Consider the following 21574-nt stretch of genomic DNA (forward strand, 5'->3'; position numbering starts at 1 on the left):
GTCCATGTTACCGGTGTTGTTCTTGTTTATGGAATGAGAGGCGGCGACTGCAAGGTCGCTGCCGCCTGCTGCTGACGAAGCAGGAGCTCCTCCGCTTGTCTTGCGGATAGTGGGGGACTAAACCAATAGCCTTGAATTTCGTTGCAATGATTGCTGTGTAAAAATCCAAGCTGCTCCTCGGTTTCGACGCCTTCGGCGATCACCTTGAGATTCATATGCCTTGTCATGGATATAATCGAAGCCACAATAGCCGCATCATTCGGGTCGGTCATGATATCACGAACGAACGACTGATCGATTTTCAACTTATCGATAGGAAACTTTTTCAGGTAAGACAAGGAGCTGTAGCCCGTTCCGAAATCATCGATGCTGATTTTGATCCCAAGGGATTTCAACTCAAGCAGCAATAGAATCGCATGCTCCACATCCATTGTGCTGCTTTCTGTGATCTCCAGCTCCAGGTACGTCGGATGAAGCCCCGTCTCCCTTAACACTTCAGCTACTTTATCCCGCAAATTGTGCTGCAGAAACTGCCGGGTAGATAAATTTACAGACACAGGCACATGGACCAGCCCTTGATCCTGCCACAGCTTATTTTGACGGCATGCCTCCTGCAGCACCCATTCGCCTATCGGGACGATCAGTCCGCTTTCCTCGGAAAAAGGAATGAATTCCAGTGGGGAGATCATCCCCCGTTTCGGGTGCTGCCATCGGATCAAAGCCTCGAACCCGACGATCGCACCGGTCTCGATGTCCATTTGCGGCTGGTAGTGCAGCGTCAGCTCCTTCTGATGCAGCGCTGTTCTAAGCTCACTTTCAAGCATTAACCTGCGGATGGAGACGGCTTTCATCTCGGAGTTAAAAACCTGATAACCGTTTTTCCCTTTTTCCTTCGCACGGGAAAGAGCGATGTCCGCATGCTTGGTCAAGCTCTCGGCATCCTCCAAACCGTCTTCCTGACTCAAGGCTATCCCTATGCTCGCCGTCACGTGAATCTGGTACTGTTCAAGGATAAACGGCTCGTCCAGCGCCTGGGAAATCCCTTCAGCCAATGCATGAACCTGCTCTGCATCGTGAAGACCATTGAACAGCAGCGCAAACTCATCCCCTTCGGTTCTGGCTACAAAATCACTTTCCGCAATGCAGCGGGTAAACCGTTCGGCCAGCTGCAGCAGAAGCATATCTCCATAATCGTGGCCGAAGCAATCGTTCACGACCTTGAACCGGTCGATGTCCAAATAAAACACGGCAAGCTGATGCCGATGCTGCCTTGCCGAGGCAATAGCTTCCTCCAGCTGCAGCATAAAGAGACGCCGGTTAGGGAGACCGGTCATATCATCATAGAAGGCCATATGGCGTATTTGCTCTTCCGTCCGTTTGGCTTCCGTAATATCGTGGCCGATGACAATCACGCCGCTCAGCTCTTGGTCTTTCTTGACCGGAGCGGCCGTCGTTTCCAGGTCGACGCGATAACCGTCCTTATGCTGCAGTGCTATTTTCATCGTTTGGGGCAAGCCTGCACGAACCTGATCAAACACCTGCTCTGCCTTGCCTCTCGTCTCGTCGGTAATAAATGAAGTGAAGGGCTTCTGTTCCATCCCCTGCCTCGGAAACCCGAGAATGCGCTCGGTATTCCCGTTTACCTTGACAATCCGGCCTTGCGCATCCAACAGGCATACTACATTCGGATTATGCTCGAAAAGCGATTCGAACACCTTCTCATTCTCATGCAGGGATCCCGCCGCTTGGTCCGAATCGATCCGGTATTTGTCGAACTTCCCTTGAAACTGGGATCTCTTGTACGTATAAATAGCAATAAGGAAGACCGTGAATGAGAAGAACGCCCAGGCCCAGCCATTGTGAAGCCACCAACATAAGCCGATAAATAGGAATAAATATCCACTTACGAAGCAGTACCAGGTTTTGCTTTGAAGCATGGGTCGGAAACCGGTCGTTTTTCTCATCATTGCCTCCCTCTTTGCGGTAATAGTAAAACAAATTTATTACCAAATTCTACACAGAGGGTGGATTTTCCTGCAAGAAGGGGGAAAAAAGCCGAAGTCTCCCTTTTTTTTGACAAAAAAACCCGGCTTTTTTATGAGCCGGATGTGACAATTCAGGATTTTTTGGATGTAAACGCTGCTGCCGCCAATGAATACCAGCCGAACAAAAATGCGACGCCTCCCAAAGGGGTAATCGCTCCCAGCATTTTAATCCCTGTCAGGCTTAATACGTACAAGCTCCCCGAGAAGAGGATGATGCCGATGAACATCGACCAGCCTGCTCTTACAAGATGACGGCTTGCCGGCCAATAGGCCGCTGCAATCCCCACTGCGATCAGCCCCAAAGCATGCATCATCTGGTACTGAACGCCGGTTTGATAGTTAGCCAGCATATCCGCCGCTATCTTCCCTTTTAGCAAATGGGCCCCGAAAGCGCCAAGCGCAACCGACAAAAAAGCGCAAATGGCTCCAATCCCTATAAAACGCGAATTCATGATGTTTCCTCCATCTCTTCTTTATTCCCGAAGCCGGTTGTCTACTATCTCATCATAATAGATTTAGCCGCTTAACGCCAATCCAGCCTCAATGCATATAAAAACCGGCTTGACGCCCCTTGCGCCAGCCGGTCCCGGTCAATCTTGATTACAAAATTTGTCCAACGTCATGCTGTCCGATGATTAAGGTCACCGGCTCCAGGAAAACACGGGTAACCGGCGGGGAAACCATCAAATCCGTTTCGATATCCACGATCCGAATCCGCTGCTGCTTTCCTTCCCTCTTGTCGTACACAACATCAAATTGCTGAAGTCCCAATTGATACGTTATAACGGATGAACCTACCGCCAGGGTCGGCAATTCATGTGCGCCATGATCGAATAGGACCTCGGACATAATCTCATCACTCATATCCACAATTTTAACAGACTGTACGATGGTATACTTCATTACAATTCCTCCTCAAGATTTACATGTGTATTCCAGCTTCATTCGACGGCATCCGTCAAAATTCCTGCTTACTTTGTAAATTGGGAGTATCGTAATCGATAAGCTATGGACTATATGCCTATAAGACGCATACCTCTATTCAAGACGGACTCAATACATAGCACTTTCCCGCCTCCGCTGTGAACACGAGAAGATTACCCTCCCGCTTGGTTTCACAGACGGTATCCCCGCAGCGTACGTTCAGTGCCGCCCCGCCGGCACCCGCATACACCTTGCATAGCGAGGAACGCCCCGGTTTCAAAACAGCTCTCGTCAATCCCCCCCGCTTCCACTCCAGATCCACCTCAAACCCGCCGCGTGCACGAAGCCCGGTGACCCGCCCCTCGGTCCATGCTGCCGGAAGCGCGGGAAGCAAAGCTATTTCACCGCCGTGGGATTGCAAAAGCATTTCAACGATGCCGGCGGTGCCGCCAAAATTGCCGTCGATCTGGAACGGCGGGTGTGCATCCAATAAATTCGGATAGGTGGACTTCATCAGGAGCTGCTTCACGTGCTCATAAGCGGTATCTCCATACCCTAGCCGCGCCCAGAAGTTAATGATCCATGCCCGGCTCCAGCCCGTGTGGCCGCCTCCGTGCGACAAGCGCCTTTCAAGCGTCTGCTTCGCGGCCTGTGCCAGCTCCGGCGTATGTCTTGCATGAATCAATTCTCCGGGATGCAGTGCGAACAGCTGCGAAATGTGCCTGTGGCCCGGCTCGAACTCTTCATAATCCTCAAGCCACTCCATCACTTGGCCGTGCCGGCCAATGGCCGGCTGCGGAATGCGGGGCAATGCCTCCGCAAGCTGGGAGCGGAATTCCGCATCTTGCGCCAATATTTCCGACGCCTGTATACAAGCGGTAAACAGCGTAAACACGATTTGCATATCCATGGCTGGCCCCATGCACAAGTTCCCGGCCGTACCGTCAGGCAACATAAATTTATTTTCCGGTGAGATGGAGGGGCCTGTCACCAGCCGCCCCTGCTTATCCTCAACCATATAATCCAGCAGGAACTGCGCCGCTTCCTTCATGATCGGATAAGCCCGCTGCTCAAGAAAGCTTGCGTCCAGGCCGAAGCGGTAATGCTCCCATAGATGGAGGGATAGCCAGGCGGCCCCCATCGGCCAAATCGAAGCCGAAACCGGGATTCCTTCCACATGGGTATCCCCCCATAGATTCGTGTTGTGATGCGCCACAAATCCCCGGCAGCCGTACACTTCACGTGCGGTTACACGTCCATTGGGCAGCATCCGCTCAATTAAATCAAACAGCGGCTCATGACATTCGGCCAAATTGCACAGCTCCGCTGGCCAATAGTTCATTTCAGTATTAATGTTGATCGTATATTTCGACTCCCAGGACGGTGTATAGCTGTCGTTCCATATGCCTTGCAGGTTAGCAGCCAAGCTTCCCGGACGGGAGCAGGACAGCAGCAAATAACGGCCGTAATCAAAGTAGAGAGCCGCAAGTCCGGCATCGTCCTGTCCCTCCTGCATACGCTTCAGACGGCTATCCGTCGGCAGCGCTGCCGGGTCTATGCCCCCGCCGCCGCGATCCTCCGTCCTGTCTGCGGAACTCTCCACATTCAGCTCCAGCGTTACCCGGTTGAACTTGTCCGAATAATCGGCAATGTGGTCCCGCTTCAGCTGATCGAAGCCTTTCCGTGCGGCCTGATCAAGCTGTCTCAGGACCGTCTCCTCCGGAACTTCGCTTCGAAACGTCGTATCGGCTGCGAGCAGCAGCGTCACTTCATCGGCCTGCTCCACGGAAATAAAATCGCCGATCGTTCGAAGGGTTCCGCCTTTGGCAGCAGCATGAAGGCCTGCCCGAAATTCGACGCCCTCCTTGCCGCATTCGCCCTGAAGCAGGATCATATCCGAACCGATGCTCCGTGTTCCGCCATCGAACGGGCGCCTCATCAAATGGACGCCGAAGGTGAGACCTCCCGGTTTGCCCGTCGTCAATCGGATTGCCATCACGCCATCAACCGCACTGCTGAAATATTCGCGCTGATATTGAAATCCATCAAGCTTGTATTGAACGGTGGCTACGGCCGTGTCCAAATCCAGCTCCCGGTGATACCCCTCAGCCTGCTTATTGTGCTCCAGAAAATAAAACAACAGATCACCCAAAGGCTGATAGGGATGCAAATATTTAGGGGCGGACATCAGCCCCATACGGGCCAAATGCTCCGCCTCCTGCTGCTTTCCTTCGGATAACAGCTTGCGAATTTCCGGCACATACTGCCGTGCATCCGGATTATTCGCTTTTTTCGGTCCACCATACCATACGGAGTCCTCGTTCAATTGCACTTTTTCCTGCGCGAGGTTGCCGAAGATCATGCCGCCCAAGCGGCCATTACCGATCGGGAGCGCTTCCTGCCATTGGCTTGCAGGCTGCCGGTACCATAAGCACCGGTTGCGGTTATTCTTATGTTCTGCCGTTACAGACTCTTTTGTCTCGCTGTTCATTATAATTGCGGCCCCTTCCTGTTACATGACTCCGTTTCCTTATCCATTTTTCATTGTAGTGGAAGCCAAGCCGAAACAACATGCAGAAAGCTCATCCATGTTTGTAGAATCCTAAGATTGTACGGGTCTTAACACCTTTTTAAAGCCGGTTGACATTCTTCACAGATGTAACTATACTGAATACAACAAGAGGGTGATGGCTTTGAAAAAAATAAGCAGCCGCTTTTCGATGGCGGTCCATATTTTGTCTTTGCTGGCTACAGGAGACGGTGCCACACTGACCTCCGAAAGAATGGCGGGAAGCATTAATACCAACCCTGTCGTTGTCCGCAAAATCATGGGAATGTTGAAAAAAGCAGGTTTTCTGAACGTTCGCGCCGGCACCGGCGGAGCCTATCTGCTTAAAAATATCGAGGATATTTCTCTACTGGATGTATATCGCGCTGTGGAAGTCGTTGAGGAGCATGATTTGTTCAACTTTCATGACAATCCGAACCCGGACTGCCCTGTGGGCGCCAATATCGAATCGGTATTTCGTTCCACACTGCTTCAAGCCCAGAACGCCATGGAGCAGGTATTGGCCGATGTACCTCTGAAACAGCTCGTTCATGATTTGAATGAAAAAATCAGCTCTTCCGAGAGCTAATTTTTTTAATAATTGTTGTAACCATATTGGGTACAACAGACCTTCTCCCTCTTGTCAACATAATAAAATTCATTGGAGGTTCTACTTATGAAAATCGCCGTTATTGGAGCAACAGGTAAAGCAGGAAGCCGTATTGTCAAGGAAGCCCTGGATCGAGGCCACGAAGTGACAGCTGTCGTGAGAGACGCCTCCAAATTGGAGTCTTCCGCTGCGTCCGTATTGGAAAAGGACGTTTTCCAGCTAACATCGGAAAATCTACAAGGATTTGACGTCGTCGTCAACGCTTTCGCGGCGCCATTGGGCCAGGAGCATCTGCACGTCGATGCAGGGAACGTATTGATTGACGCCCTGAAGGGCGCTCCCGGCACTCGCTTGATCGTTGTCGGCGGGGCAGGCAGCTTGTTCGTTGACGAAGCGAAAACAATCCGTGTGATCGATACGCCGAACTTCCCTGATTTCGTTAAGCCTACCGCTTCGAATCAAGCGAAAAATTTAGAGATTCTGCAGTCCACTGAAGGCATCTCCTGGACCTTTGTGAGCCCTTCAGCCATGTTCGCCTTGGGCAAAAGAACAGGGAAATACCAAACTGGAAAAGATAACCTGCTCGTTAACTCCAGCGGCCAAAGCTATGTCAGCTACGAGGACTACGCTGCAGCGGTTGTGGATGAAATCGAAAATCCGCAGCACTTGAATGAAAGGTTTACCGTCGTATCCGAATCTGAATAATTCGAGACTGCACAAGGAAAGGCTTGAATTCCACATGAAGGGTAATCCAATGAACGAGTTAAATGATGCGGCGGAGTCTACGGCTCCGTCCCGCAGAGTTTGGATGGCTGTGGTTCTCGGCTCGCTTGCCGCCTTCGGCCCCTTATCCATCGACATGTATTTACCTGCTCTGCCCGAACTGACACACGACTTGAATACCAGCACGTCCTTGGCTCAGCTAAGTCTGACCGCCTGCCTGCTTGGCTTATCGCTGGGTCAATTATTTGCAGGTCCGCTCAGCGATGTCCGGGGGCGACGCACACCCCTGCTCATTGGACTTATGATTTATGCCATTGCATCCATTTTATGCGCCTTCGGGCCTTCGATCTCCATCTTCGTTATGCTGCGCTTTATCCAAGGATTGGCGGGATCGGCAGGCATCGTCATCTCCCGAGCCGTCGTCCGCGATATGTATGCAGGTACGGAGCTCACGAAGTTTTTCTCCTTGCTCATGCTGGTCAACGGGATTGCCCCTATCCTGGCCCCTATCGCAGGAGGGCAGCTGATGGAGCTGACGTCCTGGCGAGGCGTCTTCGTGGTCCTTAGTGTTATCGGAGTGATGATGCTCGCAGCCGTATTGTTCGGCCTGCCCGAAACATTGCCTGAAGCAAGACGTTCCCGCGGCGGTTTGCGCCAAACGCTGGCCACCTTCCGCCGGCTGGTCCAGAACCGCAGCTTTGTCGGTTATGCTCTATCCCAGGGCTTGGTTACCTCAGCCATGTTCGCTTATATTTCAGGCTCGCCGTTCGTCATTCAGGACATCTTCGGCGCCTCGCCTCAAATGTTCAGCCTCATCTTCGCCATGAACGGGCTTGGGATCATTGTGGCCAGCCAAATGACCGGACGGCTGGCCGGACGCTTTGGCGAAGCCCGGCTGCTCACTGCCGGCTTGTTGATTGCAGCAGCGAGCGGCTTGCTGCTTCTGGCCGCGATTGTTTCCGGAGCCAAGCTTGCCGCGGTTCTCGTTCCGCTCTTCTTCGTGGTTGCGAGCGTAGGTATCGTCGGGACGACCACCTTCTCCCTCGCCATGCAGGACCAGGCCGAAGCGGCCGGCAGCGCCTCCGCGCTGCTCGGTGTCCTGTCCTTCATCTTCGGCGGCGTGGTCGCGCCCCTCGTGGGGCTCGGCGGAAGCGGTACAGCCGTCCCGATGGCGATCGTCATCGCGGCAGCGGAGCTCGGAGCGGTCGCCTGCTATGCTTTCATGGTTCGCCGTCCTTCCAGGACAGGCATCCATTCTTAAAAGCTGCTGCCCTGCCGGTAGCTCTACAGTCCATGCGGGCAGCACAAAAAGTGCTTTCCAGCCGTTCATAGGCCGAAAAGCACTTTTTGTGTACAAATGAAACTGGATTAGTAAGCGCCGCGGATATGCGCATGCACCTTCTCCTCATAAAAGGACTGCAACCGGGCAAGCTCCTCCGAGGTAAAAGATGGCACAGACACTACGCCAAGGTTATCCTCCACCTGCGCCACGTTCTTGAACCCTGGAATGACGCAAGTAATATGCGGGCTGTCCAAAATCCAGCGAAGCGCCGCTCGCGTCATATTGCCGCGTTCTTCTCCGATCCAGGCCAGCTCGCGGCTCAAGGCAACGCCTTTTTCAAAAGGAAGCCCCGCAAACGTTTCGCCCACATTGAAGCTCTCCCCGTTACGGTTGTAATGCCGGTGATCGCCCGGTTCAAACACCGCCTGCTCCGTGAACTTTCCTGTCAACAGACCGCTCGCGAGCGGTAAGCGGATGAGGATGCCGACACCCTTTTGATGCGCTTGAGGGAACAGCTCGAGCCCGGGCTTTTGCCGGAATATGTTATAAATAACCTGCAGCGCGCGGACGCCCGGATAGTCCAGGCAAAGAAGCCCTTCCTCCACGGTTTCGACACTGACGCCGTACTCGCGGATTTTGCCCTCCTGCTTCAGCTTGTCCAGCACACCGAATACCGAGCCATCCCTCAAAATTTCGATCGGAGGGCAGTGGATTTGATACAAATCGATACGTTCCCGGCTAAGTTTTTTCAGGCTTTGCTCACAGTAAGCACGTACCGAGGCTTCCGAGTAGGTCGCTGCATCATGGATGTCTCCGGCACGGCAAAATTTGGTCGCTATATGAACGGAATCTTCCTTACCCTTGGTTGCCTTGGCGAGCAGCTCCTCGCTGTGTCCGCTGCCGTAGACGTCGGCCGTGTCAAAAAAATTGACTCCCGCTTCCATCGCACGGGATAAAGCACGCAGGGATTCCTCGTCGTTTACCGTTCCCCAGGAGCCTCCGATGGCCCACGTTCCGAAGCTGACTTCACTGACTTGAAGCTCCGATGATCCTAGCTGACGATATTGCATGAACACGTTCCTCCTTGTGTCTTGCGTTCTTCAATTACCTCTTTCATTATAGCCGCGAAAAGCCAGCCGCAACATAACGCAAAAAAAGTTGCGTTACTATAGAAAAGGTAACCTGCCCGCACAGGGACCGGCGACAAGCCTCGGCCTGCTATTCTGGGTATGTCCTCTATCCCCAGCTAATCTCTTTCAACTGACCGACAAACCGCCCGTAAGCAAACACGAGCTCATCCTCCAAGCGATCCTTCGCTTCGTCTACGGCATGCCCCTCCCGCTCATACCAATCCAGCAGCATGGCAAGCCCGGAGGCTAAGGAGATTTCCGCCTGATAACCGGGAAGATCCCGCTTTAGCTTGGAATTATCGAATAGACCTGCATAGCTTTTCTCGTAAAATAAATGTCCGAATAAGGCCGGGTTCGCTTCCTTCAGCATGGCAGAGCTGAAATGCACCAGCTGCGGCTCGATCCCGAGCAGCTTGCCGAATTCCAGGTACAAGTCCTGCCATACATGCAATTCTTCACTTGTCGCATGATAGCTTTGGCCGAACATCCGTTCATTGCCCACAGCCCCGACAAAAGCTTTGGCCACGTCTGGCGCGAAGGAAAAGCTCCAAGGCAGCGTGCCGTCCCCAAACATCACCAGCGGCTTGCGGCTGCGGATGCGCTGCACAATGTTGTAATTTTGCCGCAGCACGCCCAGATTCGCACAGCCAATACCGTAGGTTAACGACGGACGGATGATCGTTACCGGAATCTCCCCTTGCACGATGACCTGCCGCAAATACCTCTCCATATTCGCCTTATGATAGGCATAGGGGAAATTCTCGCTGTCATACAGCTCTTCCGCATCCTCGACAATAGGCGTTGTGCGGAAAGGACGCTTGTATGCCGCCGAGCTGGAGCAAAACACAAGCTGCCCTGCATGATCCTGAAACGTATCGACGGTAAACTGCGCGTCGGATGCATCGAAGGAGATCATATCGATGACGGCATCGAACTTTCGCCCCGCCATCAAGGCCCGGAATTGCTCGCGGTTTGTTTTATCCCCGACGATACATTCCACCTCGCTTGAGAACAGATGATTTTTACTGCCTCTGTTGAACACAGCCACTTCATGCTGTGCGGCCAAAGCCTTTTGAACAATGGCGCGGCTGATGACGCCGGTGCCTCCGAGAACGAGAACCTTCATTAGAGATCACAACCTTTTTATTCCTATTTTATCACAACTGCACCTGCGGCCGTACCGTCCAAGCTTACATCCTGAATGGCTTGATCAAGCAAATTCCCGGCAAATACGACATCCGAGGTTTTTGAACCGCGAACTAAAGCATAGGTGGACGTTCCCGATACGGCTTTCCCAGCCATGACTGTTACGTCCTGTGTGTCGTTCAACACCATGACCGGTGTATCGGCATGAGGGCGCTGCATCCGGAAGCCGTTGATTTCCAGATTATCGGAGTTATGAACCATAAGAGCCGCCCCTTCTCTCGTCTCGATGCGCACGTGGTTCAGTTGCAGGCCGGACACATAGTTGCAATACATCCCTTTGCCTGCCATGACCAGCTCCTCACGAACCATATCGGGCTCCCCTCCCTGCTCGCCCGGGTCTGAGGTCATCTCGATATGCACATGATCCAGCACGACATTCTCGATCGGGCTCTCCGGCAAGCCATACAAGAAGCCCGCCGCACCAAGCACGTCGGTCGCTGTAATATGACTCAGGTGAATACTGCGGAACACCGGCGTCGATTCCGTTACCGGCTGCGGCTCCGGGCTCGAGATCGAAGGATTGCTCGGGTCCACCCCATAGCGGTAAAAAGCATTGATCGCGAACGGGCACAGCACGCTTTTCATGAAAATATTGCTGATGCGCACCTCTTCAATCGTCCCGCCCCGGGCCCGGTTCGATTTGAAACGAATACCGCGGTCCGTCCCGATAAACACACAGTTCGAAATGACCACATGACGTATGCCGCCTGCGGTTTCGCTGCCAAGCACAACCCCGCCGTGACCGCTGCGCATCGTGCAGTTGGTCACCGTTACATTCTCCGTAGGAATGCCGATACGGCGGCCGTCCTCGTCGATGCCGGATTTCAAGCAGAGGCAATCATCGCCTACATCGAACTGGCAGTCCGAAATGCGTACATAGCGGCAGGAATCGATATCCAGCCCATCGCCGTTCGGCGTATCGGACGGATTCTGGAACAGCACGCTGTGAATCGTCACATCGTCGCAGTAGACCAGATGCGTGTTCCAGAACGGGGAATTTTGCAGGGTGACACCTTCAATTCGGACATGGCTGCACCGGAACAGCTGGAACAGCGCCGGACGCAGAAACTGTGTTTTCCACTCCACAATATTGCTCTTGATCTCCATCAAATGACGGTTCAGCTTCATGAACTCGAGCTCCCGCTCGGTGGAAGGACGGCGTCCGGCCTTGCATTCATGATAGGCTAACCACCATGCAGGACCTTGTCCGTCAATGATGCCGCCTCCCTGTATGGTCACATGATGCAAATCGATCCCATAAATTAGCGGCGAGTAGCCATGCACCTGATAGCCTGACCACCGTGTCAGAACGGTAGGGTAATCGTCCGGATTGGTGGAGAACAGCAGCTTCGCTCCGGAATCGATGTGCAGCGTCATATCGCTTTTCAAATGGATCGCACCCGTCAAATAGGTACCGGCGGGAAACCAGACCGTCCCCCCTCCAGCACTCGCGCAGGCCTCGAGCGTACGGCGGATGGCCTCCGTATTCATCGTCACTCCGTCACCGACGGCTCCGTAATCCAATACATTATAAACGGTCGTATTCATAGCAGATGGTTTCTCTCCCTTAGGATCTATGCCCTTTGTAAAATGGCTTTGCTATCCTATTATCGTTCATGGAACCGTTGTAGGCTATGGGTCTGTTTTAACTTATTAGAGGAGCATCAGGTGAATTTGCAGTGTGGGGATGTACTTTATTTAACCTGAAGCATGCGCAGAATTTAACCCTGGGGAGTGAGATAAATCTCCATCGAGGTCTTTCGAAGACGTGCGACCGCGTTTTATGGCTGGTTTTATCGACAAACACATGTATCGTGGCAAGGATAAACGGCTTCGCCATCTTTCCAGATGGCATACGTTTGTCAAGGTAGCCGAAGGTTGGGAAACTTATCCTTTCTTATCTACTAAAAAAAAGAAAAGCCCGACTCCCAAGGCTTTTCCTTCATGGTGAATGAAATTAATCGGACACTTTCACAAGCTGCTTGCCCAAATTGTCGCCGGTAAACAAACTGAGAAATGCTTGAGGCACCTGTTCGAAGCCCTCGATTATATTCTCCGAATATTTCAGCTTCCCGGCGGTCAGCCATTCAGCCAGCTGCTTAACACCTTCCGGGAACCGGGACGCGTAATCGCTCACGATAAATCCTTTCATCAAGGCGCTGTTGATGAGCAGCTGTGTCTGCATGCGCGGGCCCTGATCCTCAACTGTGGCTTCGATTATAAGGACATCCGGTAAATAGCGACGGTATCATCGCGGTTCAGCTTTTTGAAATATCCATAATCTCCGTAGATCATCGCCTTATCCGCCATGAGTTCGATCGTAGAATCGTCAATATCGTAGTCCTTCAAACGGCTTGGAGCTCCGATCGACGTCCAGAACGCACGAAGCGCCTCGATGCCTTCCTCAGCTGCCTGCCGATCAGTTTTGCCATCAGTGCTTACGCCAAATACGTTGACCGCAAATTGCTTAAACCGCTCGACGCCGGCATCGAGATTATATTTCATCCAGTTCGGGAACAGGATAGCCAAGCCGCCGCCATGAGGAATATCGTGCACCGCAGAGACAGCATGCTCCAGATTGTGGGTAGCCCAGTCACCGCGGACCCCCATACTCAGCACGCCGTTCAACGCCATCGTGCCGGAGTACAGGATCGTGGACCGATGCTCAAAGCTTTGCAAATCCTGCAGCAATTTCGGTGCGGTGTCGATCACGGTTTTGAGAATCGTTTCACAAAAGCCGTCCTGTACCGGTGTATTCGGCACATGATGGAAGTAGGATTCCAGCACATGGGACATGATATCGACCATCCCGTATACTGTCTGGTCCCGCGGCAGAGAAAGCGTATGTTCCGGATCGAGAATCGAAAATTTAGGGAACGAATAAGGGCTTCCCCAGCCGAGCTTTTCTTTCGTTTCCCAGTTGGTGATGACCGAGCCTGCGTTCATTTCGGAGCCCGTCGCGGCAATGGTCAGTACGGTACCCAGCGGAAGCGCGCCCGACGCTGCTGCTTTGCGCGTAATGATATCCCATACGTCGCCCTCATACTTGGCTCCTACCGCAATTGCCTTGGAGCAGTCGATGACGCTGCCGCCGCCGACAGCAAGCACCAAATCAATGTTCTCGCTGCGGCACAGCTCCACGCCTTTATGCACAGTGCTCAGCCGCGGATTCGGCTCTACGCCGCTTAACTCGGTAATTTGAGCGCCCATTTCGTTCAAAATTCCAATGACCTTGTCATACAAGCCGTTGCGTTTAATGCTGCCGCCGCCGTATACAAGCAGCACCTTCGTACCATATTGCCGGACCTCTGCAGCCAATTGCTCCAGCTGGCCTTTGCCAAAAATAAGCTTCGTCGGGTTTTGAAATGTAAATGAGTTCATACGGAACCTCCTGGATGAAGTATTAGGTTGAATCGTAATACATACTGCTTCGCGAGAGAACGGTTCGAGCCACTGAACCATCAAAACAAGGAGCCGATAGTAACGTTCCCATATTTAGGCTGTTGTACACAGAAAACAAAATGATTTCACAAAAAATACTTTAGTAACATTACTATCATCACTAAACTATATACTAACTTATAGTAAGTGTCAAATCATCAGCTCCGTTCAAGGACCAACAAGAGCGACACTCTCCCAGGGAAGGAGAACACCGCTCATGCATTAAAGCTGATCGTGGATCAGGATACGCCATATCGGCGGGCTGCGCTTTCATACAGCCATTCGCCGGCTACCTGGAGTGCAGTAGCCTGATCGAGCCAGCCCTTCTCGATTTGTTCAAATAAAAATTCGGCAAGCAGCCGCTTGACCAGCAAAATTTTTCCATAGCTCCACTCGATGCATCTGGCATCGGAAGCGATGAGAGAGCATTGGCTTGCAGGCAAAGCTTCCAGCCGGTATTGCATACTGTCGCGGTAGGTGCTCGAACGGAAATTAAACCACCATAGCCCGCCGGCCTGCACATTCGGGAAATTCCAGGCCGCCTGTACGACGTCCAGATTATTCAACTCGGAAGCGACAACCAGTTCGAAGGTATTCCGGTATTGTTCGAATAATCCGGTCAGCTTCACGATCCGCAGCGGATCATTTACCGGTACAGCCGTACCGCACCAGGAACGCTCGACGCCAAGAAACAGCTGAACGAACAATCTGCTGCGCTCCGCCGTCCTGCAGATCGAATGCAGCAGCGTCATCATGATTTCATCCTTGGTTGAGCCTTGATTTATAGTATACGTTTGATTTGCTTGCGCGGCATAACCCGGAAGTGTCGTCATAATCCCCGGGCATCCCCGCTCCTTATAACTGTCCAGCAGCTGGTCGATGGATTCTTGAGCCGCAGCCAGTGCATGCTCCGGATATTGTGCCTGATGGATCAGACTGACCCATTCATGCAGCTTTCCGTCAATTCTCGGAATCAGGACAGCGTCGCACTCCATCCCCTCAAAATCAGCATGCTCCACAATGTTAACGACAAATCTCCGGATGCGCAGCTGGTTTGCAACCTGCTGAGCCCAGTCCTTCCGCGCCGCCGAGGCCCGGACTGCCGCATCCGCTGCACGAACAGAACCGGCATCGGTTATTTCGATGTTGTACAAGTTCCGAAATATTTGCGTCATGACCCAATTCATCAGCGTGTTGCGGGTCGCACGGTACGCAGCCAAAAAAGCCTCGATTCTCTCCTCCTCAGCCAGCTCCACGGCGTCTGCAGGATAACCGGCTGCTTGCATCTCCCGATTCAGCCAAAAATAATGCGCAATGTCCCAAAAGCTCCGGGCCGCAAGCCGATCGCCGACTAAATGCGTGTGTGTATCCAGCACGTCCAGCTCCATAATTCGTTCTATGAACTTTTCCCGATTCAACATCGATCGTTTCCTCTCTTTCCTCGTAGCCGATTATGAGTGAAAAGCGTTTCCGGTTCATCGTACGCTGTACAGCGATGTTGTTCAAGAGCCTAACTTACTGCCTGTTGTGTTTTTTTAGCATCAGCCGCTAAAAGCGGTCCCTCACCCGCAATTACCCCGGCACGAGTTTTTTATGCCCTAGTCACTTTGTATCCGACGAACTATAATAGATTTGAATATTCATATGACTAGTATACTAATGATACGTGGGGGAAACCGGTTTGTGGCAAAAAGTGGCACATTGGAACACATTGCGGAATCAAATGCTGGCCGGATTCGTCTCGGTCATGGTAATCGTCCTCGTCTGCGCGGGCATCATTACGTTCAACTCGGTCTCCACGCTCCTCAAAAACAAAGCGGAAGGACAGATGAAGCAAACCGTCAATCAGGCGAACGGCAGGCTGGAGGCACTCATTCATCAGATCGATACGCTGACGCTCCAGGCAGTGAACGATTCGAACCTGCAGAGGCTGATGCTGGCGAGCGCCAGCGGGGAGGGAATCAGCTTTAGCGAGCGTCAGTCGCTCCTGCAAACGGCCAATCAAATCCAATCCTATACGAGTGGTGTGACCAGCGTCGAAGTATACTCCCGCATGTACAGCCGGCTGTTTCCGCTTGACGAGCAAAGTTTAAGCGACAAGCTGAATATGGCATGGATTGAACGAGCGGATCAGGAGATGGGTAAGCTCGTCTGGATCGGCATCGATCCGAAGGACACGGAATCCGTCCTGGCGATTCGCCGCATCAACCTGGTAGACCGGTGGTTCTCGAACGGCGGTTATTTGCTGATTCGCATGAATCGTACCTACTTCGAGTTCAAGGACCCGCAGACGAACGGGCAGGAACGAATGCTGCTTGCCGACAGCGCGGCAAGGCCGATTGTTGCGGACGGAGCGGGCATTACCGACTTGAGCGGGCTGCAGCAGACGGGTTCACAATCGGTTGAGTTCGGACAACAGCGATATATTCTTGTGAAGCAAACCTCCGAAGAAACGGGATGGACACTGCTTATTTTATATCCGGAGAGTGACATTACAGAAGGCATTTCCACGCTGCGTCTTGCTGTCGTTGCAGCCGGTGCGATCGGCTTCGTGCTGTTCGTCATCATGTCGTTCCTGCTGTCAACCATGATCACGCGTCCCATCCTGAGGCTGATGAAGGCCATGCGCAACACCCGGCAAGGCGTGCTGACGCCGAACCCCTCAATAGCCTATACCACGGAATTAAACGATCTGAACACGACTTACAACCAGATGGTGGACAGCATGAACCACCTCATCAAGCTTGTATATGAGAAGGAAATTCTTCAGAGCCGCACGGAATTGCAGGCACTCCAGGCGCAGATCAATCCGCATTTTCTGTATAACACGCTCGAGGCGCTTTATTGGTCCCTGCAGGGCAAGGATGAGGAGGAATTGGCGGATCTCGTCGTGGCCATGTCCGACTTGTTCCGGTACGTGATCAGCAGTCCCAGCAAGGACGAATGGGTGACCGTGGGCGAAGAGCTCGAGCACATCGAACACTATTTGCGAATTATGGGTATCCGATTCGGGGACCGGCTCGCCTGGCGCATTGAAGCGGAGGACGGTTACCGCAGCATTCGGATGCCGAAGCTGCTCATTCAGCCATTGGTGGAAAATGCGATTTTGCACGGACTGGAAGGGAAGATCGGTCAAGGTCTCGTTACGGTGCAAGTGGAGCTGTCGTCTGCTGAAGCACCTGCTCTAAGAGTGTCCGTATGCGACGACGGCCCTGGCATAGACGACAGCACGCTGCAAGCGATCCTGGAGTCTAACCAACCAGGCAGAGCCTCGTCCGGCAAAAGGACCGGTATGGGCATTTCGAATGTCAAGCGCCGCATTCAGCTTTATTACTCGGCAGAAAGCAGCTGCGGCTTGACGATTAACAGTAAGATCGGACAGGGTACCTGTGTGCACCTGGAGCTCCCGATCCTTGAGGAGGGATAACATGATTCATGCAAAAACGATTCTGGTCGTTGACGACGAGCCGCTAACGAGGGAAGGCATCAGTAAAACGCTAGAGGCTTGGTCGGCCGGACGTCACAGGATATTGTGCGCAGGCAACGCCGCGGAAGCGATTGACATGCTGCAGCGTCATCCGGTGCATCTGGTGATCACCGATATTCGGATGCCGCAGATGACCGGGCTGCAGATGGTCGAGGCAATCCGCGATAGCGGTGGCAAACCCGTTGTCATTATCATTTCCGGGCACCCGGACTTTCAATATGCCCAAACCGCCATTCAGCTTGGCGTCGTCAATTATTTGCTCAAGCCGATTCAAAAGCGAAAGCTGCTGGAAGCCGTCGAGCAAGCCCTGCACATCGAGGGGGAACGCGAACGAGTGGAAACGCTTGAGAAGATGGTCGATCCCCAGCTGATGAGCGCTAAAGCCGAAGCGAGCCATTACAGCTTGCCGGTCCAGCAAGCTGTGAAATATGTGGAAGAACGCCTGCATGAGCTGCTCGGGATGCGGGAGGTCGCGGCCCACATTCATTTGAATCCGAGCTATTTCAGTGCCTTGTTTAAGGAACAGACAGGTCTTACGTTCAGCGAATACGTGACGCGGAGCCGGCTGCAAAAAGCGAAGGAGCTGCTGCTGCGGACGAAGCTGCCGATTGCCGATATTTCAGAGCAGGTCGGGTATCAGACGCCCAAATATTTTATCAAGCTGTTCAAGGAATACGAAGGAAAAAGCCCGAGCCATTATCGAAAGGAGCTTCGGGATGAAGAAAGCGGGAAAGAAGAAACCTAAAAAATGTGGAATTTCTCCTAATCGCAGTTACCTATTGCTCCCCTAATGTAAGCGCTATAATCAAATCGTCAACTAACAATGGTTTAGGGGGAAGAAAATATGGCAAAGAAAACGCTCACACGGTTTTTGACTCTAACGACCGGTATGGCACTTGTTTTGGCGGGATGCTCCGGCTCCGGCGGTGGTCAGGTGAAGAATGACAATGGCAACGGTTCAGGAAGCAGTCAGGCTGCGAAAACGACAATCAAAATGATGCATTTGTGGCCGGCGGGCAGCTCAGCGACGCAGAATAAAATTGTAAACGATATCATCAAAGAGTACCAAGCGGCCAATCCGAATGTGACCGTCGAACAGGAAATACTTGAGAACGAGCAGTACAAAAACAAAATGAAAGTGCTTTCAACTTCCAACAACCTGCCTGACGTAGGCTTTACCTGGGCGGCAGGCTACATGGAGCCGTATGTGAAGGGCGACAAGTTTGCTCCGCTCGACGATTTGGTCCAAGGCGACTTAAAGGATAAATTCGTCAAAGGAACGACGGAAGCTTATGCTTTCAGCGGTAAAACGTATGCGCTTCCGGTCGAGCTGAATATCGTACCGGTTTACTATAACAAAGCGATCTTCGCGAAGTATAACCTGCAGGTACCGAAGACGTACGACGAGTTCAAAAGCATTGTGAAAACGCTGGCCTCGAACGGCGTCGCACCGATCGCCCTAGGCAACAAGGACCGTTGGACGGGCTCGCTATGGTACATGTACTTGGCGGACCGTATCGGCGGGCCGGAGACACTGAAGAAAGCGATCGACCGTACGGGGTCCTTCAACGATCCGGGCCTGGTGCGTGCTGCGCAGGAGATTACTTCGCTTGTCGACGCGAATGCGTTCAACAAAGGTTTCAACGGGCTGTCCAACGACGAAGGCAAAGCGGAATTCATGAACAGCAAGGCCGCTATGTACATGATGGGCACCTGGGAGCTTCCGAACTATACGACCAACAAAGACGTTCCGCAAACCTTCAAGGACCAGATCGGGTTCTTCAAATTCCCGACCGTCGATGGCGGTAAAGGTAATATGGACAGTTGGGTCGGCGGTCCAGGCGTAGGCTTGTTCGTCGGCAACAACTCGAAGGTGAAGGATGAAGCCAAGAAATTCGTCAGCTTCTTCGTCCAGAAGTGGGGCGAAAAGGCGATCTCCGAGGCAGGTGTCATTCCGGCAACGAAGGTTGATACGTCCAAGGTGAAGCTGCCGCAATTGTACATCGATCTGCTGAATGAGTTAAATAAAGCAAGCAATATTACACTATTCGCCGATGTCCAGATGAAGCCAGCGTCCGCGGAAGTCCATCTGAACATGATTCAAGCTCTGTATGGCAAGGCGGTATCTCCGGAAGAGTTCGCCAAAAAGCATGAGGAAGCATTGGCTAAAGAAAGCAAGTAATTTACTTTCAGAGAGAGTGCATTCTCACATCCGATGCCTCGGAGGCTTATACAATCTATTGTGGTAGAGAAATAGGACATTTTCCTCCTTATGCGATATGTCCTTTTTCTTTTTTACAGGTGAAGGAGGAGAAACGAAGATGGATAAAGTCATGTCCAACAAGAAAATCATTGCCATGTATATTCTGCCAGCGCTGCTCCTGATCTTGGCCCTTATCTATATGCCAATCGTCTTGACAGGTTATTACGGCTTGATGAAATGGGACGGCGTCGGGACGATGGAGTACATTGGCCTTAGCAATTATAAGGAGCTGGTGCAAGACGGATTGTTCTGGAACAGCGTCAAGCATTCGTTCCTCCTCGGGGTGTTTTCGACCCTCAGCTTGCTAGTTTACTTGCTGGTATCCCTTGTGTTGTCCGCGCGTTTACGAGGAGCGAACCTTTTTCGCAAAATTTATTTGATCCCGATGCTGCTGTCATCCGTAGCCATCGCCCAATTATGGCTAAAAATATTCCATCCGACGAATGGCGTTCTGAATCATTTGCTGTCTTCGCTCGGGATTGATCCAACGCCTGAATGGCTTTCGAATCCGTCCATCGTTTTGTACGCCATCTTTATCCCGATTTTGTGGCAGTACGCGGGGTTTTATATTCTGATTTATTACGCCGCACTGAAGAACGTACCTGCCTCCTTAATCGAAGCAGCCAGCATCGACGGAGCCGGTCCGTGGCGCATCGCGTTCTCCATCCGGGTTCCTTTAATTATGGAAGTCATCAAGGTGACGATCGTCCTTGCGATTGTCGGCTCGCTCAAATATTTCGACTTGATTTACGTCATGACGGGAGGCGGGCCGAATGGGGCCAGCGAGGTCATGGCTTCCTACATGTACCGGAAAGCGTTCAAAGAATACGATTTCGGCTATGCCAGCGCCATCGGCTTCTTCCTGCTCATCATTTGCCTGGTCATGACGTGGCTGATCCGCAAAGCGACGGCCGCCAAAGACGACATTCAATATTCGTAAAGGAGAGGATTCCGATGATCACCGGTACGGCAAAGCTTTCAACCATACATCATTCCAGGCAAAATCGGCTGCTCGGACGAATCGGATACGGAGCGCTTTACGTCGTTTTGACAGTAGTGGCTCTGATTCAGATGCTTCCTCTTCTGTGGCTGCTCTTATTTTCACTTAAAAATAATGAGGAAATCTTCAACCTGGCTCCGTTCGCGCTACCGGAGAGGCTGCGCTGGGAAAACTATGCTAAGGTATGGTCGCAAGGCCACATCAACACGTACTTCTTCAATAGTGTCTGGATTACCGTCGCAGCGATTGTAGTTACGGTGCTCGCGGCCAGTCTCGTCACGTTCGCTGTCACGAGGATGAAGTGGAAGCTGCAATCGTTCGTGCTCGGCATCTTCATGGTCGGGTTCATGATCCCCGTGCATTCGACGCTCATTCCGCTGTTCAGCTTTTTTACAAAGACAGGCTTGACCAATCATCCGCTATCCGTCATTTTATCGTACATCGCCTTTAATTTGCCGATCACGATCATGATCATGCTTGGGTTCTATGCCACACTGCCGCGGGAAGTCGAAGAAGCCGCCGTCATGGACGGATGTTCCGTGAACAGGCTTTTCTTCAGCATTACCCTGCCCATGACCGCGTCGGTGCTGTCGACGGCCGTTATCATTAACATGATCTACAACTGGAACGAATTCATCTTCGTCAATACGTTTATCAGCTCGGATCAATTCAAGACGCTGACGGTCGGGGTGCAAAATTTCATCGGTCAGTACACAACAGACTGGGGGGCGATCGGTGCTACGCTGATGATCAGCATTTTACCGATTTTGATCGCGTTCGTGCTGCTCAGCAATAGAATCGTTGAAGGAATCGCGGCAGGGTCGGTTAAAGGGTAAGAGGAGCGGCGGCTTTCGTACCCTGACCAGCTGTATAAATTAGATAAGCAGCAGCGAGCGGCTTCAGTAAATTTACAAG

At 52.3% G+C, this 21574-nt stretch carries 17 protein-coding genes and 1 pseudogene; 8 read left to right on the forward strand and 10 right to left on the reverse strand.

Features of this window, described 5'->3' with window-relative positions; all coding sequences use genetic code 11:
* Window positions 1–26 precede the first annotated feature (26 nt).
* The 4 genes from CF651_RS08780 to CF651_RS08795 form a co-directional block, all read right to left on the reverse strand.
* Window positions 27–1967: an EAL domain-containing protein gene (locus CF651_RS08780; RefSeq protein WP_094014489.1), complete on the reverse strand. Its 1941-nt coding sequence runs from the start codon at window positions 1965–1967 to the stop codon at window positions 27–29.
* A 149-nt stretch (window positions 1968–2116) separates the two neighbouring features.
* The gene (locus CF651_RS08785) at window positions 2117–2497 is read right to left on the reverse strand and encodes a DUF423 domain-containing protein (RefSeq protein ID WP_094014490.1); all 381 of its coding nucleotides are present in this window, start codon (window positions 2495–2497) and stop codon (window positions 2117–2119) included.
* Between the two features lie 148 nt (window positions 2498–2645).
* Entirely contained in the window at window positions 2646–2948 is a 303-nt protein-coding gene (locus tag CF651_RS08790; protein WP_094014491.1) for a hypothetical protein, read from the reverse strand.
* A 139-nt stretch (window positions 2949–3087) separates the two neighbouring features.
* Window positions 3088–5460, reverse strand: coding sequence for a glycoside hydrolase family 95 protein (locus CF651_RS08795; protein ID WP_094014492.1), 2373 nt, complete (start codon window positions 5458–5460; stop codon window positions 3088–3090).
* 196 nt (window positions 5461–5656) lie between these two features.
* Here CF651_RS08795 and CF651_RS08800 point away from each other — a divergent pair, with 196 nt between their 5' ends.
* The 3 genes from CF651_RS08800 to CF651_RS08810 all read left to right on the forward strand — a co-directional run bounded on the left by CF651_RS08800 (window position 5657) and on the right by CF651_RS08810 (window position 8111).
* Window positions 5657–6106 carry an Rrf2 family transcriptional regulator gene (locus CF651_RS08800; protein WP_094014493.1) on the forward strand — a complete coding sequence of 150 codons (450 nt, stop codon included), beginning with the start codon at window positions 5657–5659 and terminating at the stop codon, window positions 6104–6106.
* Window positions 6107–6193: 87 nt separating this feature from the next.
* Complete coding sequence (locus CF651_RS08805) at window positions 6194–6832, forward strand: NAD(P)-dependent oxidoreductase (RefSeq protein WP_094014494.1); 639 nt, start codon at window positions 6194–6196, stop codon at window positions 6830–6832.
* Window positions 6833–6881: 49 nt separating this feature from the next.
* On the forward strand, window positions 6882–8111 hold the full coding sequence (locus tag CF651_RS08810; RefSeq protein WP_094014495.1) for a multidrug effflux MFS transporter: 1230 nt from the start codon (window positions 6882–6884) through the stop codon (window positions 8109–8111).
* A 107-nt stretch (window positions 8112–8218) separates the two neighbouring features.
* On the opposite strand, the gene CF651_RS08815 is transcribed toward CF651_RS08810, so the two are convergent.
* From CF651_RS08815 to CF651_RS08840, 6 genes and pseudogenes are all read right to left on the reverse strand, one after another.
* Complete coding sequence (locus tag CF651_RS08815) at window positions 8219–9202, reverse strand: aldo/keto reductase (RefSeq protein ID WP_094014496.1); 984 nt, start codon at window positions 9200–9202, stop codon at window positions 8219–8221.
* 166 nt (window positions 9203–9368) lie between these two features.
* A complete protein-coding gene (locus CF651_RS08820; protein ID WP_094014497.1) occupies window positions 9369–10388 on the reverse strand; it encodes an NAD-dependent epimerase/dehydratase family protein in 1020 nt (339 codons plus the stop codon).
* Between the two features lie 23 nt (window positions 10389–10411).
* Window positions 10412–12016: a glycoside hydrolase family 28 protein gene (locus CF651_RS08825; protein ID WP_094014498.1), complete on the reverse strand. Its 1605-nt coding sequence runs from the start codon at window positions 12014–12016 to the stop codon at window positions 10412–10414.
* Window positions 12017–12425: 409 nt separating this feature from the next.
* Window positions 12426–12668: pseudogene (locus CF651_RS08830) on the reverse strand (NADP-dependent oxidoreductase); the annotation flags it as partial.
* Between the two features lie 17 nt (window positions 12669–12685).
* Entirely contained in the window at window positions 12686–13849 is a 1164-nt protein-coding gene (locus tag CF651_RS08835; protein ID WP_094014499.1) for an iron-containing alcohol dehydrogenase, read from the reverse strand.
* Window positions 13850–14148: 299 nt separating this feature from the next.
* Window positions 14149–15330 (reverse strand): hypothetical protein, encoded by a 1182-nt coding sequence (locus CF651_RS08840; protein WP_094014500.1) that lies wholly within the window; start codon window positions 15328–15330, stop codon window positions 14149–14151.
* Between the two features lie 260 nt (window positions 15331–15590).
* Here CF651_RS08840 and CF651_RS08845 point away from each other — a divergent pair, with 260 nt between their 5' ends.
* The 5 genes from CF651_RS08845 to CF651_RS08865 all read left to right on the forward strand — a co-directional run bounded on the left by CF651_RS08845 (window position 15591) and on the right by CF651_RS08865 (window position 21495).
* Window positions 15591–17336, forward strand: coding sequence for a sensor histidine kinase (locus tag CF651_RS08845; RefSeq protein ID WP_342746561.1), 1746 nt, complete (start codon window positions 15591–15593; stop codon window positions 17334–17336).
* Between the two features lies 1 nt (window position 17337).
* Window positions 17338–18141 (forward strand): response regulator transcription factor, encoded by an 804-nt coding sequence (locus CF651_RS08850; protein ID WP_094014501.1) that lies wholly within the window; start codon window positions 17338–17340, stop codon window positions 18139–18141.
* A gap of 99 nt (window positions 18142–18240) precedes the next feature.
* Window positions 18241–19578: an extracellular solute-binding protein gene (locus tag CF651_RS08855; protein WP_094014502.1), complete on the forward strand. Its 1338-nt coding sequence runs from the start codon at window positions 18241–18243 to the stop codon at window positions 19576–19578.
* 139 nt (window positions 19579–19717) lie between these two features.
* Window positions 19718–20599, forward strand: coding sequence for a carbohydrate ABC transporter permease (locus CF651_RS08860; protein ID WP_094014503.1), 882 nt, complete (start codon window positions 19718–19720; stop codon window positions 20597–20599).
* Between the two features lie 14 nt (window positions 20600–20613).
* Window positions 20614–21495, forward strand: coding sequence for a carbohydrate ABC transporter permease (locus CF651_RS08865; RefSeq protein WP_094014504.1), 882 nt, complete (start codon window positions 20614–20616; stop codon window positions 21493–21495).
* Window positions 21496–21574: the final 79 nt, after the last annotated feature.

Origin of the sequence: Paenibacillus rigui, from assembly GCF_002234615.1 — a bacterium.
In the GTDB taxonomy this organism is placed as follows: Bacteria; Bacillota; Bacilli; order Paenibacillales; family NBRC-103111; genus Paenibacillus_S; species Paenibacillus_S rigui.